The following is a 15,948-nucleotide window of genomic DNA, read 5'->3' on the forward strand; positions in this document are numbered from 1 at the left end:
CCGCCGCCCTTCACCCGAACGCCCCCACCTCATGCGCGATCGCGGCGGAACACTCGCGCACCAGCGCGAACAGCCGGCCAATCGGCGCGAAGATCGCCGCATGCTCCTGCGCGTAGCTCGCACCCTCCCGCGGCGGCGCCGGCTCGCGGAAATCCAGCCCCGCCGAGGCATCCGGCGCTGCCGGGAACACCTCCGCCAGCAGCGCCAGCGCGCGCTCCACGTCCAGTTGCAGGATGCCGCGCAGCAGCGCCTCCCGCGTCGCGCCGTGGCGCGGGCTGAATTCCGGCACGCGCACCGCCAGCAGCCAGATGCGGTGGATCAGCGCGAGGCGCAGCGCATGCAGCAGCACCAGGCGGTCCGGCATGCGCGGCAGGTCGGGCCAGGCGGCGCACAGCGCCAGGTGGTCCGCCTGCAGCCGGCGCAGCATCCGCCGCACCACCGCCGAGAGATCGAGCCGTTCCAGCGCCGCGGCCACCGCCATCAGCTCCTCCCGCCGCCCGGGACGGGATGTCGCGCCGGCGCGGTCGAGCCAGGGACCGGGGTCGAGCGTGTCCACCGCCGCGCGCAGCACGCCGAGGTCGCTGGCCGCCGCGGCATGCGCGGCCATCGCCAGCGCGCGGGCGAAGCGCGGGCTTTTCGCGCGCAGGTCGGCGAAGGCATCCGGGTTGGCGGCGGCGGCCGCACCGAGGCCGTGCAGCGTGTTCGCCAGCCAGCCGAGCTGGTGCAGGATCGCGTTGTTCGGAATGGCGCGCAGCTGCGAGGGATGGCTGATGCGCGCCGGCCCGCCGATCCCGTCCGATTGCCGCGCGGCGGGGCGTGAGCCCGTGCGGTCCAGCAGCCCCGGCCCGAAGGCGCCGAGCAGCGCGGCATAGCCGGGGTCCTCCACCAGCGCGGCGACCTCGCGCCGGATCGTGGCGAAGAAGTCGGCGCCGAAATCAGCCTCGGCGTAGATCGGGTCGTCATCGCCGGCCTCGCGCGCGAAGGCATGCTCGGCGATGCGCGCGACGCTGGCCGCCGCGAGGGCTGGCGTGCCGAACAGCAGGTAGCCGTCGCCGCCCTGGAAGCTCGTCTCCTCGCGCAGCTTCACGCCGGCGCCGCGCAGCGCGGACCGCGCGGCTGGCGGCGAGAGATAGGCGAAGCGGTCGGTGAGGCTTTCGGGATGCGCGCCACGCCCGATGCTCTCGCCATGCGTGTCGAACAGCACCAGCTCGATGCCGGCAAGGCCGTGGCGCTTCAACTGCTCCACCAGGCGCAGCTTCAGCCGCTCCGCCAGGTAGGACGCGGCCAGCTGCCCGACATAGCGGCCGGAATCGGAATAGCCGAACTGCAGGCAGAGCCGCCCGTGCAGGCGGATGTAGTCGCGATACTGCGGGCTGCGCAGCGCCTCCTCCAGCACGCGCTCGCCGCGCTCCAGCGCCTCCGCCGTCTCGAACAGCGGCGAGATCTCGACATGGCGCTCGATGCCGAAGCGGCGCGCGAGCCACAGCGCCGCCAGCAGCGTGTAGCCCGTCTCGGTCTCCGCGATCAGGAAGCGGATGGGCTGGCTGGCGTCCACATGCTTCACGATTTGCGCCACCGTCATCATCAGCCGCGCCGCGCTCGCCTGTTCGGCCAGCAGCGCGCCGAAATCCACCGGCTGCGCCGCGACCTCGGCCAGCGCCTGGTTCATCTGCGCCAGCAGGCCGCGGCGATGCGCCATGTCCTCCGGCGCATCGGCCAGGCCGAGCCGCTGGCGCATCGCGTTGTGCAGCTGCGAGGCGTTCAGGCGGAAATGCGTGTGCGCCAGCGCGAGGCCATGCGAGGCGAGGCCGGCGCGCGCCACCGCCAGCGTCATGCGCGTGGGCTCGTCCGGCGCGGTGGCGAGCGCCGAGGCGAACTGCTCGACCAGCGCGTCGGTGTCAGTCAGCGCGGCCGCGCGGCGGTCCACCAGTTCCCGCGCGAAGGCCTGCACCTGCGCGGGATCGGCGGCGCGCGGCGCGGCGGCAAGCTGCGCGGCCACCGCCTCCAGCGCCGCCTCCACGCGCTGGCGCAACACCGCCGCGCAATCGCCGAGCGGGCCGAGCTGCGCGGCCAGCCGCTCAAGCTGCAGCTGCTTCATCGTCAGCCGCAGGCGCAGCGTGTCCCACCAGCCGATATCGGTGCGGCCATCCGTGTCGTAGCCAACCCAGGACGCCAGCAGCACCGGCCGCGGCGTCAGCGCCTGCCAGCGATCGCCCCAGATGCCCTTGGCGGCGACCAGGATCGCGCCGGCCAGGTCGTCCAGCGCGTCGCGGCCGCGCGCGATCGCCTCCGCGGCCTGTGCGAATTCCTGCTCCAGCGTCGGCGCCACGGGGCGATGCGCCAGCCCTTCCGGCAGCGCCTCGCCGGAGGCCGCGCGCGCGAGGGCGGCGGCGGTTCCTGGCGGCATGGAGAAGGTGGGATGCGCGGTGAAGACCGCGGCGAAGCGCGGTCGCTCCACCGCCTCGCGATAGGCCGCGAAGGGCACGGGGCTGTCTTCGGGATCGGGCCGCGCCAGCCTTGCCGCCAGCGCGGTCATCGCCGCCCCGGCATCGCCGAGCCCGACATAGGCGCCAAGCCGCGTCGCACGGTCGGCCGCGGCATCGCGGGCAAGGCGCGCGACCATCGCGGCGACCAGCGACGGATCGAGGCGGCCATCGTCGAAGCGACGGCTGATCGCCAGCGCGATGGACAGGACGGGATCGCCGAAGGGGTCGGAGATCGCCGCTTCCCGCGCCGCGCGCAGCCGCTCCTGCAACTCGGCCAGGGTCGCGGCGGCGGGGTCGAGGGGCATGTCGTGCATGGCGAATCCATGCTGCACCTGCGAAGGTCCCGCTTGCCAGCATGGAATTGCGGCAGCGCAGCACTTTTAGCCCGGCCCCCGCCCCGCCAGGCGGCCAGGCGCCGTGCGGGGGCGCGGGCGCGGGCGGGACAACTGCCCCGCTACTGCGGCCGCACCATCATCGCGTTGAACCGGCGCTCCGGGCGGGACTGGACCACCAACCCCTGCCGTGCGGCGAATTGCCAGGCGGGGTGGAAGACCGGGATCAGCGCCACGTCCTCGAAGGCGGCATCGATCGCCGCATGCAGCTTCTGCCGCCGCTTGTCGGGTTCGATCTCGGCCATCGCGGCCTGGATCAGCGCATCCACCTGCGGGTTCGAATAGCGCACGCGGTTGGCGTTGCCGTAGCCGCGGCCCGCTTCGTAGCTATGGACCACCGCGCGGGGGCCCTCGCCGGCCTCGTTGGTGCCGTATTGCGCGATGAAGGCGGAGTATTGCTGGCGCGACGCCTCGGAGAAGAACACCTGGCCGGCGACGCCCGCCACCTGCGCCTGGATGCCGGCGCGCGTCCACATCTGCGCCACGGCCTGGGCGATCTGCGAGTCCTTCGGGTAGCGGTCGGTGGTGGCGTGCAGCGTCAGGCGGAAGCCCTGCGGGAAGCCGGCCTCGGCCAGCAACGCGCGGGCGCCGGCGAGGTCGAAGGGCGTGGGCCGCAGGTTCGGGCTGGTGCCGTCGATGCTGCTCGGCAGGAACTGGCTGGCCGGCGTCGCCGTGCCTTCCATCAGGCGCTCGGTGATGGCGTTGCGGTCGATCGCCATGGACAGTGCCTGACGCACGCGCCGGTCGCGCAGCGGGTTCTGCACCGGCTGGCCGTCGCGGCCCGCGACGAAGGGACTTTCCGCACGCGCGGAATCGAGCGCGATGTAGTGCACCACCGCGGCCTCGCCGCTGAACAGGCGGAAGCGCGGATCGGCCTCGATCCGCGCCTTGTCCGCGGGCGGCACCTGGTCGATCGCGTCCACGTCGCCCGCCAGCAGCGCCGCGACGCGGGAGGGATCGCGCGAGATGGTGCGGATGGTCACCGCCTGCCAGGGCGCGCGCCCGCCCCAATAGGCGTCGTTGCGCGTGATGGAGAGGCTTTCGATGTTGGTCCAGGACGCGAAGCGATAGGGCCCGGTGCCGTTGACGCGGCCGGCGTTGAAGTCGCTGGTGGACTGCCCCGCGTCGCGCTCCGCCAGCAGCAGCACGCGCGCCACGTCGCCGGGCAGCGTCGCGGTCGGCGTGTTCGTGATGATGCGGATGCGGTGGTCGTTGATGACCTGCACCTCCTTCACCGGGCGGATGAAGGGCGTGAACAGCGCCGGGCTGTTCGGCACGTTGGGCACGCGGGCGAAGGTCGCGATGATGTCGCGCGCGGTGAAGGGCGTGCCGTCGTGGAAGCGCACGCCCTCGCGCAGGTCGAACTCCCAGGTGTTGGGATCGATCATCCGCCAGGCGGTGGCGAGTGCCGGCTTCACCTCCAGCGTCGGGCTGATCTCGGTCAGGCCCTCGAAGATCTGCGGATGCGCGCTGCCCGCGGGGAAGCCGTTGAAGAAATGCGGGTCCATCGTGTTGAGCTGGAGATTGGTGCCGAGCGTCAGCGTCTGCGCCGCCGCCAGCCCCGTGCTCGCCGCCATCATCGCCGCCGCGACAATCATCCTGCGCATGCCTGCCTCCCGTTCCGCTGCGGGGCATCCTGCACGCGGCGCGTGGACGCGCCAAGGGCGTCATGCCAGCCTTCGACCCGGAGGAGCTTCCCAGGATGACACGACCCAGGATCGCGCTCGGCAGCTTCATGCTCGAGAGCAACGGCCATTCGCCCGTGGCGACGCGGGAGGAGTTCGAGGCTTCCTGCTGGCTGGAGGGCGCGGCGCTGCAGGCCGACCTTGCCACCCCGGCGCCGCGCGCCTCGGCGGGATTGTCCGGCTTCATGCGGGCGATGGAGGCGGGGCGGCCATGGGAGCCGGTGTTCACCATCGCGGCGACGGCCGGCGCTTCCGGCCCCATCGACCAGGCGGTGTTCGACGACATCTGCGCGCGGCTGGTCGCGGGGCTGAAGGCGGCGATGCCGCTGGACGGCGTGTTCCTGGCGTTGCACGGCGCCGCCACCGCGACGGTGGACCGCGACCCGGACGGCACGCTGCTGCGCATGGTCCGGGAGGTCGTGGGGCCCGATGTGCCGGTGCTCGCCACGCTCGACCTGCACACCAATGTCTCGTGGGAGATGGTGAGGCAGGCGGACATGCTCTGCGGCTTCATCACCAACCCGCATGTGGACCAGGCGGAGCGCGGCGCGGAATGCGCCGGCGTGATGCGCGCGATGCTCGGCGGCATGCGGCCGCGCATGGCCTTCGCGAAGCTTCCCTTCATCCCGCCGGCGACGAGCCAGAACACGGCGGGCGGCCCGTACGCCGACGCCATCGCCTATGGCCAGCGCTTCCTGGACCATGAGGTGCTGAACGTCTCGGTGGTCTCCGGCTTCTCGCTCGGCGACACGCCGAAGAACGGGCTTTCGGTGATGGTCACCACACGCACCGATCCGGCGCGCGCGCAGCAGGTGGCTTCCGACATCGCCGCCTGGATCTGGTCCACCCGCGCGACATGGGTGACGAACCTGACGAGCCTCGAGGACGCCACGCGCATGGCGCTCGAGGCCGGTCGCGATGCGTCGAAGCCTTCGCTGCTGTTCGCGGACGTCGCGGACAATCCGGGCGGCGGCGGACGCGGCAACACGGCCTTCATCCTCGAAAGCTTCGTGAAGGCGGGCGTCGAGGGCGCGGTCTTCGGCATCCACAACGATCCCACCCTGGCGGCGGAGGCGCATGCGCTGGGCCTCGGCGCGCGCTTCCTGGCCCGCTTCAACCGCGACGAGACCAATGTCTTCTCGAAGCCCTTCGAGGCCGAGGCGGTGGTGGAGGCGCTGACCGATGGCGAGGTGGTCGGCCGCCGCGGCATCTATCGCGGCCGCAGCGTCTCGCTCGGCCCCACCGCGCTGCTGCGCATCGGCGGCGTGCGCGTCGCCATCGTCACGCTGCGTCGGCAACTGGCGGAGCCGCGCATGATCGAGAGCCTGGGCGTGGACCTGCGCCAGCTGCGCAGCCTGGTGGTGAAGTCGCGCGGGCATTTCCGCGCCGGCTTCGACGACATCTGGTCACCGGATCGCATCGTCGAGGTGGACGTGCCGGGGCTGACGACGGTGGTGCTGAGCCGCGTGCCCTGGCGGGAGGTGCCGCGGCCGATCTACCCGCTGGACCCGGAGATGCAATGGACCCCGCCCACACCCGCCGAGGTGCCGGTGCGGGGCGGCTGAGACGCCAAGGCAGGGAGGAAGCGCGGCGCATGGCGAAGCCCATGAACATGCTCGTCATCATGTCCGACGAGCACAACAAATACGTGGCCGGCCATGCGGGCCATCCCGTGGTGACGACGCCCGCGCTGGACGGCATGGCCGCGTCCGGCACGCGCTTCACCGCGGCCTACACCCCCTCCCCCATCTGCGTGCCCGCGCGCGCGGCCTTCGCCACGGGCCAGCCGGTGCATCGCAACGCCTGCTGGGACAACGCCATCGCCTATCGCGGCCAGATGAAGTCCTGGCACCACGCGCTGCGTGAGCGCGGGCATCACGTGGCCTCCATCGGCAAGCTGCATTTCCGCGGCCATGAGGGCGACGACGACGGCTTCACCGAGACGATCCTGCCGATGCACATCACCAACGGCACCGGCGACGTGACGATGCTGGTCCGCGATCCGGACGACATCCGCGAGGCAGGCGCGCGCAAGCTGCTGAAGGAGGCCGGCCCTGGCGAGAGCAGCTACACGCTGTACGACCGCCAGGTGGCGGCACAGGCGCAGGTGTGGCTGCGCACCAAGGGAAAGCAGACGCATGAAAAGCCGTGGGTGCTGTTCGTCTCCATGGTTGCGCCGCATTTCCCGCTGACCGCGCCGCCCGAGCACTACTACCGCTACTACGATCGCGCATTGCCGCGGCCGAAGCTGGCGACGGCGGAGGAACGCCCGAGGCACCCCTATGTACAGACCTTCGCCAAGCGCTCCGACCACTATCGCCACTTCACCTCGCCGGACGATCTGCAACGCTGCCTCGCCGGCTATTTCGGCCTGGTCTCCTTCATGGACGAGAACGTGGGAAAGATCCTCGCGGCGCTGAAGGAAGCGGGCCTCTCGGAGAACACGCGCGTGGTCTACACCTCCGACCACGGCGACAACCTCGGCACGCGCGGCCTCTGGGGCAAGGCGACGATGTACGAGGAGAGCGCGGGCATCCCGATGATCATGACGGGGCCGGACGTGCCCCAAGCCACCTGCGGCACACCGGTGACGCTGTGCGACCTCTCGGCCACGATCCTCGATGCCGTGGGCGCGGACGACGCGGTGCGGGAGATGGGACTGCCCGGCGTCTCCCTGCTCGATCTCGCGGGCAAGCCGACGCAGGACCGCGCGGCCCTGTCGGAGTTCCACACCTACGGCCCCGACGGCATGGCGATGATCCGCACACCGCGCTGGAAATACGTGCGCTACATCGGCGCCCCGCCGCAGCTCTTCGACATGGAGAACGACCCGGAGGAACTTTCGGACCTGGGGGAGGATCCCGCGCATGCGGAGGTGCGCGCGACGATGGAGGCGCGGCTGCGCGAACTGGTTGACCTGGACGATGCGGATCGCCGCGCCAAGGCCGACCAGGCGGCGATGATCGCGCAGTACGGCGGAGAGGCGGCGATCCGTGCGCGGGAGAGGATGGCCTACACGCCGCCGCCGACGGCGCGGTAGCGGGAAAGCCTTGAAGCCGGGGGGCCGCTGCAGGCAGGCTGGCCGCGGCACGGCCCGGAAGCGCCGGCCGCAACGGGAGGAAGGACGGATGCGCACACGCCTGTCGCGCCGCACGCTCGGCATCCTTGGCCTGTCGCTGCCCCTCGCGCCCGCGCTGCGCGCGCAGGAGGCCTACCCCACGCGGCCGGTGCGCATGGTCGTGCCCTTCGCCGCCGGCGGCTCCACGGACATCCTCGCGCGGCTGATCGCGCAGCATCTGTCGAACCGGCTCGAGCAGCAGTTCATCGTGGAGAACAAGCCGGGCGGCGGCACCAACATCGCCGCGGAATACGTCGTGAAGTCGCGGCCGGACGGCTACACGCTGCTGTTCGGCGCGGCCGCGATGGCGACGAATCCCTCGCTGCTGCCCTCGATGCCCTACGACCTGTTCAAGGATCTGGAGCCCATCGCGGTCATCGGCCGCACGCCGCTGGTGCTGGTGGTGCATCCCTCCGTCCCCGCGCACAACGTGCAGGACCTGCTCGCGCTGGCACGCAGCCGGCCGGAGGGACTGAACGCCGCGACCGGCGGCAACGGCACCATCCCGCATCTCGCCACCGAATTGCTGCGCTTCGAGTCCGGCGCGACGCTGACGCATATCCCCTATCGCGGCCAGGCGACGGCGATGCCGGATGTGCTCTCCGGCCGCGTGCCGATGATGCTGGAGAGCATCCCGCCGCTGCTGCCGGTGATCCGCAACGGTGAGCTGCGCGCCCTTGCGGTGGCGGAGCCGGAGCGGCTGGCCGTGCTGCCGGATGTGCCGACGCTGATCGAATCCGGCTTCCCGGGCTTCTCCGCCGCGGCCTGGAACGCGATGTTCGCGCCGACCGGCACGCCCGCGCCGATCCTCGCGAAGCTGAACGCCGAGGTGAACGCGATCATGCGCCAGCCCGATGTGCAGGCCCGCTTCGCGGAGCTCGGCGCACGGCCGGTGGGCGGCACCCCGGACGACATGCGGCGCTTCCTGCGCGCCGAAGTGGATCGCTGGGCGGAGGTGATCCGCCGCTCCGGCGCCACGGCGAACTGAGCGCGCGGGCCGCGCAACGGGAGGAGAGGACGGGATGAAGATCGGGCGTCGCACCCTGGCCGCAGCGCTCGGCGCGCTCGCCGCACCGCGCATCGCCGGCGCGCAGGATGGCTGGCCGGCGCGGCCGGTGCGCCTGATCGTGCCCTTCATCCCCGGCAGCGCGCCCGACATCAATGCGCGGCAGCTCGCGGAGGCGGTCGCGCGCGGGATCGGCCAGACGATCGTCATCGAGAACCGGCCCGGCGCCGCGGGCAACATCGGCTTCACCTATGTCGCCAGGCAGGCGCCGCCGGATGGCTACACGCTGATGTGGGGGACGGGATCGCTCGCGGTGAACCCGGCGCTCTACGCCCGGCTGGACTATGACACGCTGCGCGACTTCACGCCGATCACGCTGGCCTTCGGCATGTCCAACGCGGTGATCGTGCGCGCCGACAGTCCGATCCGCGACATCGCCGGGCTGATCGCCCGATTGAAGGAAGACCCGAAGACGCCCTTTGCCTCCGGCGGCTTCGGCAGCGCCGCGCATCTCACCGTCGCGCTGTTCCTCTCGCGCACCGGGACGGAGGCCGAGCACATCCCCTTCCGCGGCGCGCCCGACATCGTGAACGCCGTGCGCGGCGGCACGGTGGTGTTCGGCATGCCGCAATTGCAGGTGGCGCTGCCGCTGATCCGCGCCGGGCAGCTGCGCGCGCTGGCCGTCACCTCGAAGGATCGCGCGCCGCAATTGCCGGAGGTGCCCGCGCTGTCCGAGACGATCCCGGGCTTCGACTATTTCAGCTGGATGGGCCTGCTCGGCCCCGCCGGCCTGCCGCAGCCGATCGTGCAGCGGCTGAACGACGCGGCGCGGGCGGCGCTGGCCGATCCGGCCTTCCGCCAGCGCGTCACCGCCGACGGCACCACGATCATCGGCCTGAATGCCGCGCAGTTCCGCGACTTCCTGCCGGGCGACCTGGAGCGCGGGCGGGAGGTGGTGCGGATCTCCGGCGCGCGGATCGAGTGACGCCGCGCGTCGCGCGTCAGGCCGCGGCCGGCGTCTCCGCCCGGTCCGCCGCGCCGCCGTCGCACGACAGCACGAGCCAGGCCGCGGCCGTCCAGGAGAAGCGGCGGCCGCCGAGCCCTTCGCCGGTCAGCGGATCGAAATACTCGTCGAAGCCCGCGCGCGCGATGGCGGCGAGCAGCGGCGCGATCAGCGCGCGCGCGGCCTCCGCCTCGCCGTTGCGGCGCAGGCCTTCGGCGAGCAGCCAGTCGACCACCGCCCAGACCGGCCCGCGCCAGTAGCGCTTGGCGTCGAAGGCGGGATCGTCGGGCGGCGTCGTCGGCAGGCCCAGCACGCAGCCGGCGCTCCAGCGTCGCATCTCCGCCAGCAGCGCCTGGCGCCGCGGCGCGTCGAGGTCGAGTGCCAGCAGCGGCAGGAAGCCCGCCTGGGTCGGCGCCGCGATGTCCTCGCCCGCCACCAGGTCGCGCGAGACGAATCGTGCCAGCGAGGGGCGCCAGGCGGCGTCCAGCCCGGCGGCAAGATGCGCCGCGAGACCGCGCTCCTTGGCCGCCGCCTGAGGCTCGCCGAGTTCGTCGAACACGGAAGCAAGATCCTGCGCGGCGCGGCAGAGGATGGCGCTGACCTGCACCTCCGCGATGCGGAAGGGCGCGGCACGCCACATCGCCGCCGGCTGCCATCCCGCGGCGCGATAGGTGTCCACCAGATGGATGTAGCGGCGATAATCCTCGTCGCGCGGGCGCATCGCGGCGTCCACATGGCCGGTGTCGCGGCGACGGATCGGCGTCGTCGTCTGCTGCGGCACGCGTGCCAGCGCGGCGTCCCAGGCGGGAGAATTGTCGCTGCCCGTCTCCCACGGATGCAGCACCGCGACCAGGCCGATGCCCTCCGGATCGCGCGCGCTGCGCCACCAGGCGTGGCTGCGCGCGGCGGCATGGGCAAGTGCCGCGATCCTCGGCCGCATCGCCGCGGGCGCGCGCGCCGCGACGAAGCGCAGCGCCATGCCGAGCACCGGCGGCTGCGAGATGCCGGAGGTCGGGATGCGGTGCCGCGTGCCCCAGACCTCGGGGCCCGGGAAGTAGCTGTCGGCCGGTGCGTGGAAGACGATGTGCGGGATCATCCCGTCATCCCACTGGCCCTCGACCAGGCGCTCCAGCTCGCGCAGCGCGCGGTCGGCGTCGAAGGTGGCGAAGCCCATCGCGACGAAGGCGGAATCCCAGTTCCACTGGAAGGGATAGAGGCCCTCGGTCGGCACGGTGTAGCCGCCGCGGTCATTGGCGGAGAGCACGGCGCGCGCGGCGGCGTCGAGTTCGGCGGGATGCATCAGGCGGCCTCCAGGCGACGGCCGGTGTCGGGATCGAACCAGGACAGGCGCGCCGGATCGGGGCGCAGCCCGATGCGCGCGCCCGGCGCGATCGCCGCATCCGGCGGCGCGATGGCGCGGAGCGGCTGGTCGCCGACCGCGCCGGTCAGCAGAAGATGCGCGCCCATCGGCTCGACCACGCGCACATCGAAGGGAATGCCCTCGGCCGCGCCGACCGGCACCGCATCCTCGGCGCGCAGCCCGAGCATCACCGCGCCGTCCTGCGGCGCGACGAGCGCGAAGTCGCCGATCGCGGCGCGCCCGCCCGATGCGCTGCACCGGAGAAAATTCATCGGCGGGCTGCCGAGGAAGCCGCCGACGAAGCGCGTGGCGGGGCGCGCATAGATCGCGCCCGGCGCACCGATCTGCTCGATCACGCCGCCATGCATCACGGCGATGCGGTCCGCGAGGCCCATCGCCTCGGTCTGGTCATGGGTGACGTAGAGCGTGGTGGTGCCGGCTTCGCGCAGCACCGCCTTCAGGTCGGCGCGCATCTCGAGACGCAGCAGCGCATCGAGGTTGGAGAGCGGCTCGTCCATCAGCAGCACGGCCGGCTGCACCGCCAGCGCCCGCGCCACCGCCACACGCTGCCGCTGCCCGCCGGAGAGCCTGGCCGGCCAGCGATCCAGCAGGTGGGAGATGCGCAGCATCTCCGCCGCGCGGCCGACCTGGCGCGCGATCTCCTCGGCCGGGCGCTTCTGCATGCGCAGGCCGAAGCCGATGTTGTCGGCAACGGTCATGTGCGGGAAGACGGCGTAGTTCTGGAACACCATGGCGATGCCGCGCGCGCGCGGCGGCAGCGCGCCCACGTCGCGACCGCCGATCACCACGCGCCCGCCGCTCGCCGTCTCCAGCCCGGCGACGATGCGCAGCAGCGTCGTCTTGCCGCAGCCGGACGGGCCGAGCAGCGCCACGAACTCGCCATCGGCGACGGTGAGCGACACCTCGGCCAGCGCGCGCGCCGCGCCGAAGCTCTTGGCGACGCGGTCGATCAGGATGTCGGCCATGACCGCGTCACCTCCCCGAAATGCCCCAGACGGTGAAAAGCCATTTCCGCACGGCGAAGACGAACAGCACGGAAGGCAGGATCAGCAGCAGCCCGCCGGCGAAGCGCGTGTGCAGCGGCGATTCCGACAGCACGGCGAGCAGATAGGCGGTCAGCGTGCGCTCCCGCACCGTGAGCACGGAGGCGGCGAAGACCTCGTTCCAGGAGATCACGAAGGCGAAGATCGCCGTGGCGGCGAGGCCGGGCAGCGCCAGCGGCATCACCACGCGGAAGAAGGCCTGCACGGGCGAGCATCCGAACACCCAGGCGGCTTCCTCGAGCTCGCGCGGGATGCCCATGAAGAGCGACTGCGTCACCAGCACCGCGAAGGGCAGCGCCAGCACGGTGTGCATCAGCGCGACGCCGAAGGGGCTGTCATAGAGGCCGATGCGGATGAAGCCGACGGCCAGCGGCAGGGCGAGGATCGCCAGCGGGAAGGCGCGCGTCAGCAGCACGAGAAGCTTGAAGGCATCCGCGCCGCGGAAGGCGTAGCGCGCCAGCGCATAGCCCGCCGGCGCACCGAGCGCGACGGAGAGCAGGACAGTGACCGCGGCCGCGATCACCGAGTTGAGGAAGGCGTTGGCCACGCCCTCCACCGCCAGGAAGGCGGCCATGTGGTCGAAGGAGAGCGAGGCCGGCAACAGGCTCTTCGGCCATTGGAACACCGCCGCGCGTCCGCCGAAGGCGCCCATCGCCACCAGCCAGATCGGCAGCAGCACCCAGAGCAGCAGCACCGCGACCAGCGTCCAGAACAGCAGCCGCCGCACCGGCGTCATCGCGGGGTTCACGCCATCTGCTCCCGCGGCGTGCGCAGGACGCGCAGATAGACGAAGGTCGCGAGCATGGAGATCAGCATGATCAGCGCCGCATAGGCCGCCGCGACTCCGGTGTTCTGGTTCTCGCCCTGCCAGACATAGGCCTCGCCCACCAGGACGGGGAAATTGCGGCCCCCGAGCGCATAGACCACCGCGAAAACCTCGAAGGCCAGCACGGTGCGCAGGATCAGCGCCGACTGGATCGAGGGTTTCAGCAGCGGCAGGGTCACGCGGCGGAAGCGTTGCCAGGGGGAGGCGCCGAACACCTCCGCCGCCTCGCCGAACTCCTTCGGGATCAGCTGCATCCCCGCCACCAGGATCACCAGCACGATCGCCGTGGCGCGCCAGATCTCCGCCAGCGCGATGCCGATGAAGAGCACGACCGGCGTCTCCTGCGTGAGCCAGGGCGTCGGCCCCTCCAGCAGGCCGAGCGCGAACAGCGCCGAGTTGAGGTAGCCGGTGGATTGCAGGATCGCGAGCCAGGCGAGACCCGCCGCGAGGTCGGAGATCGCGAGCGGGATCACCCACACCCACAGCACCAGGTCGCGCCCCGCGCCGATGCGCGCGATCATCGTCGCCATCAGCAGCGCCAGCGCGATCTGCACCGGCACGACGACAAGCGTCAGCAGGAAGGTGTTGCGCAGCGCATCGGCGAAGTTGAGGTCGCCCAGCATGCGCGCGTAGTTCGCAAGCGAGAATCCCCCCTCGCCCTGCAGCGAGAGCACCAGCGTCTGCACCAGCGGCAGCAGGAAGAGCGCGCCGAGGAACAGCACCGCCGGCGCGATCAGCAGATAGGGGACCCAGGGCTTCGGCGCCATCGCGGATGCCCCGGCCGCGCGGGCCGGGGCGTCTCCTCTTCTCAGGCCACCGGGCAGGCGCCGTCGGAGGCCGCGTCGGGCGACCAGCAGGGCGCGGCGGTGGCGTTCATCACCGTGCGCAGATTGGCGGCCTCGGCATCCAGCACGGTGCGGATGGTCTCGTTGCGCAGCACGATGCGCTGGAAGCTGTCCATGTAGACCTTGTTGAACTCGCCGCCCTTGTCGCCGAGCCCGACCGGCAGCAGCGAGACCTTCGCGTCGCGCGCCGCCTGGGTCGCGCCGATCGCCGAGGCCGCAAGCCGCACCGCCGGCGGCAGGTCGGCCGGCAGCTCGGCGCGCACCACCGGGAAGAAGCCGGTCTCGGCCGCGAGGCGCAGCTGCGTCGCCGGGCGGGACAGATACTCGATCAGCTGCGCCGCGCCGGCGCGGTTCGGCGCGCCGCGCGCGATGCCGAGGCCGGCGATCACCGGCATGTAGCCGCGGCCCATCGGGCCGGCGGGCGCGGGGAAGGTCACGTAGTCGCCGGGCGCGGCACGCAGCGCCTCCATCAGCCGCGCGACGTGGTCGAAGGCGATCCACACCTCGCCCGCCATCAGCGGCTCCTGCATGAAGTTGTAGGTGGTGGAGGCGGGCGCGACATGCGCCCAGGTCGCCTTGAGCGCCGCCCAGCCCTGCTCGGCTTCCGCGCTGCGGAAGGTGCGGACCACGCCGCCCGTGTAGGAGGGGTAGAGATAGCCCTGGAAGAAGCGCGCCATCAGCCCGCGCGGGCCGGCCGGGAAGCCGAGGCGGCGCTGGTTGGTGCGGCTCTGGATGGCGGCCGCCCAGTCGCGCAGCTGGTCGTAGCTCAGCGCGTTGATGTCGGCGCCGGCCGGCAGGAACTCCAGCGCGCGGCGATGCGCGGCCATGATGTAGGTGGCCTGCATCCAGGGGATATAGCGCTGCTGCTCCGTGCCGAGCTTGCCGAGCGCCAGCAGGTTCTGCGGGATGCCGCGATCGGCCAGCTGCGCCGCGACATCGTCCAGCGCGTCGAGGCTGTCGGCCGCCAGCGGCTGCAGCTCCCCGTGCAGCGCGCCGACCAGGGAGACCGTGCGGCGGCCGGCCTGCGCCTCGGCGCGCATCCGCACCGTGAGGTTCTGCGGCTCCTCGGTGACGAAGGTGCTCTGCACCGGGGCGGGGCGCAGGATGGCGTTGCGCAGCCGCGTCGCCTCCTCCACCGGGCGGAGCTGGGTGGACAGGAACACGACATCGCCCGACTGGGCGCGGGCGAAGCCGGGCGCGGCGAGAAGGCCGGCGCCGGCGGCGAGAAGGCTGCGTCGCTTCATGGTGTTTCCTCCTGGGTCGTCAGGGTGGCATCGAGGCTGGCGCGCGGGATGTGGCGCAGCGGCAGGACCGTGCCGAGCGTGGCCGGATCGGCGCCGCCGAGCACGGCCAGCAGCAGCCGCGCGAGATGCGCGCCGATGTCGGGATCGGCGATTTCCATGCTGGCCAGCGGCGGATCGAGGAAGGTGCCGGCGGTGATGTTGTCGTGCCCCCACAGCGCGACGTCGTGCCCGGGCCGCAGCCCCGCCTCGCGCAGCGCATGCGCCGCGCCGATCGCGATGGCATCGGTCGCGCAGAGCAGCGCCGTGGGCGGCGGGCCCTGCTGCAGCAGGCGGCGCGCGGCGGCATGGCCCCCCGCGGCGTCGGGCGTGGCCTCCGCGAGGCTGAGCGCGATGCCGGCCTCCGCCGCGCCGGCCATCGCGCCGAGGCGGCGGAGATGGCCGAACATGAAGGCCTCCGGCGCCGCGACATGCGCGATGCGGCGATGCCCCCGCGCGGCGAGATGGCGCAGCGCGTCGCGGAAGCCGGCGAAGGCGTCGCCGTCGATATGCGCATGCTCGGCCGCGCGGGCGGTGCGCCCATGCGTCACGAAGGGCACGCCCTGGTCGAGCAGCCAGTCCACCCGCGCATCCTCGCGCCGCGTGCGCAGGATGACGAAGGCATCGGCCTCGCGCCGGGCGACGAGGCGTGCCAGGCGCCGCCGCTCCTCGGCCTCGTCGCGCGCCGGCACGAGCATCAGGTCGAGCCCGCCCTCGGCCAGCGTGGCGGAACAGGCGCCGAGCGCGTGCAGCAGCGCGGTGAGCTCCACGCCCGGGCCACCGGGGATCAGGGCGGCGACGGTGTCGGCGCGGCCGCCCCCGGGCCCCCCCCCCCCCCGGAAGGGCCCGGGTGCGACGCCCCCCGCGGCCGCCCGGGCGCCGG

The 15,948-nt window shown here is 72.6% G+C and carries 12 protein-coding genes; 4 read left to right on the forward strand and 8 right to left on the reverse strand.

Annotated elements, in window-relative coordinates; genetic code table 11:
- Positions 1 to 10 precede the first annotated feature (10 nt).
- Together AC1MIR_RS06660 and AC1MIR_RS06665 are read right to left on the reverse strand one after the other, a co-directional pair.
- Entirely contained in the window at positions 11 to 2,800 is a 2,790-nt protein-coding gene (locus tag AC1MIR_RS06660) for a phosphoenolpyruvate carboxylase (protein WP_480027400.1), read from the reverse strand.
- A gap of 140 nt (positions 2,801 to 2,940) precedes the next feature.
- Positions 2,941 to 4,485, reverse strand: a complete 1,545-nt coding sequence (locus tag AC1MIR_RS06665; protein WP_480027401.1) for an ABC transporter substrate-binding protein — start codon at positions 4,483 to 4,485, stop codon at positions 2,941 to 2,943.
- Between the two features lie 95 nt (positions 4,486 to 4,580).
- On the opposite strand from AC1MIR_RS06665, the gene AC1MIR_RS06670 reads away from it, so the two are divergent.
- The 4 genes from AC1MIR_RS06670 (at position 4,581) to AC1MIR_RS06685 (ending at position 9,672) form a co-directional block, all read left to right on the forward strand.
- Positions 4,581 to 6,128, forward strand: a complete 1,548-nt coding sequence (locus AC1MIR_RS06670) for a M81 family metallopeptidase (RefSeq protein WP_480027402.1) — start codon at positions 4,581 to 4,583, stop codon at positions 6,126 to 6,128.
- Positions 6,129 to 6,157: 29 nt separating this feature from the next.
- Positions 6,158 to 7,603: a sulfatase family protein gene (locus AC1MIR_RS06675; RefSeq protein ID WP_480027403.1), complete on the forward strand. Its 1,446-nt coding sequence runs from the start codon at positions 6,158 to 6,160 to the stop codon at positions 7,601 to 7,603.
- An 88-nt stretch (positions 7,604 to 7,691) separates the two neighbouring features.
- Positions 7,692 to 8,669 (forward strand): Bug family tripartite tricarboxylate transporter substrate binding protein, encoded by a 978-nt coding sequence (locus AC1MIR_RS06680; protein WP_480027404.1) that lies wholly within the window; start codon positions 7,692 to 7,694, stop codon positions 8,667 to 8,669.
- Between the two features lie 34 nt (positions 8,670 to 8,703).
- The gene (locus AC1MIR_RS06685) at positions 8,704 to 9,672 is read left to right on the forward strand and encodes a Bug family tripartite tricarboxylate transporter substrate binding protein (protein WP_480027405.1); all 969 of its coding nucleotides are present in this window, start codon (positions 8,704 to 8,706) and stop codon (positions 9,670 to 9,672) included.
- A 16-nt stretch (positions 9,673 to 9,688) separates the two neighbouring features.
- On the opposite strand, the gene AC1MIR_RS06690 is transcribed toward AC1MIR_RS06685, so the two are convergent.
- From AC1MIR_RS06690 to AC1MIR_RS06715, 6 genes are all read right to left on the reverse strand, one after another.
- The gene (locus AC1MIR_RS06690) at positions 9,689 to 10,990 is read right to left on the reverse strand and encodes an MGH1-like glycoside hydrolase domain-containing protein (RefSeq protein WP_480027406.1); all 1,302 of its coding nucleotides are present in this window, start codon (positions 10,988 to 10,990) and stop codon (positions 9,689 to 9,691) included.
- Entirely contained in the window at positions 10,990 to 12,036 is a 1,047-nt protein-coding gene (locus tag AC1MIR_RS06695) for an ABC transporter ATP-binding protein (protein ID WP_480027407.1), read from the reverse strand. The genes AC1MIR_RS06690 and AC1MIR_RS06695 overlap by 1 nt, the downstream gene beginning before the upstream one ends.
- 7 nt (positions 12,037 to 12,043) lie before the next feature.
- Entirely contained in the window at positions 12,044 to 12,862 is an 819-nt protein-coding gene (locus AC1MIR_RS06700) for a carbohydrate ABC transporter permease (protein ID WP_480027408.1), read from the reverse strand.
- The gene (locus tag AC1MIR_RS06705; RefSeq protein WP_480027409.1) at positions 12,859 to 13,707 is read right to left on the reverse strand and encodes a carbohydrate ABC transporter permease; all 849 of its coding nucleotides are present in this window, start codon (positions 13,705 to 13,707) and stop codon (positions 12,859 to 12,861) included. The genes AC1MIR_RS06700 and AC1MIR_RS06705 overlap by 4 nt, the downstream gene beginning before the upstream one ends.
- Positions 13,708 to 13,748: 41 nt before the next feature.
- Positions 13,749 to 15,029, reverse strand: coding sequence for an extracellular solute-binding protein (locus AC1MIR_RS06710; protein WP_480027410.1), 1,281 nt, complete (start codon positions 15,027 to 15,029; stop codon positions 13,749 to 13,751).
- Positions 15,026 to 15,948 (reverse strand): substrate-binding domain-containing protein (locus AC1MIR_RS06715; RefSeq protein WP_480027411.1); only part of this gene is annotated, 923 nt, incomplete at its 5' end. The genes AC1MIR_RS06715 and AC1MIR_RS06710, both read right to left, overlap by 4 nt.

It is taken from the genome of Falsiroseomonas sp. RANM36, from assembly GCF_056682175.1.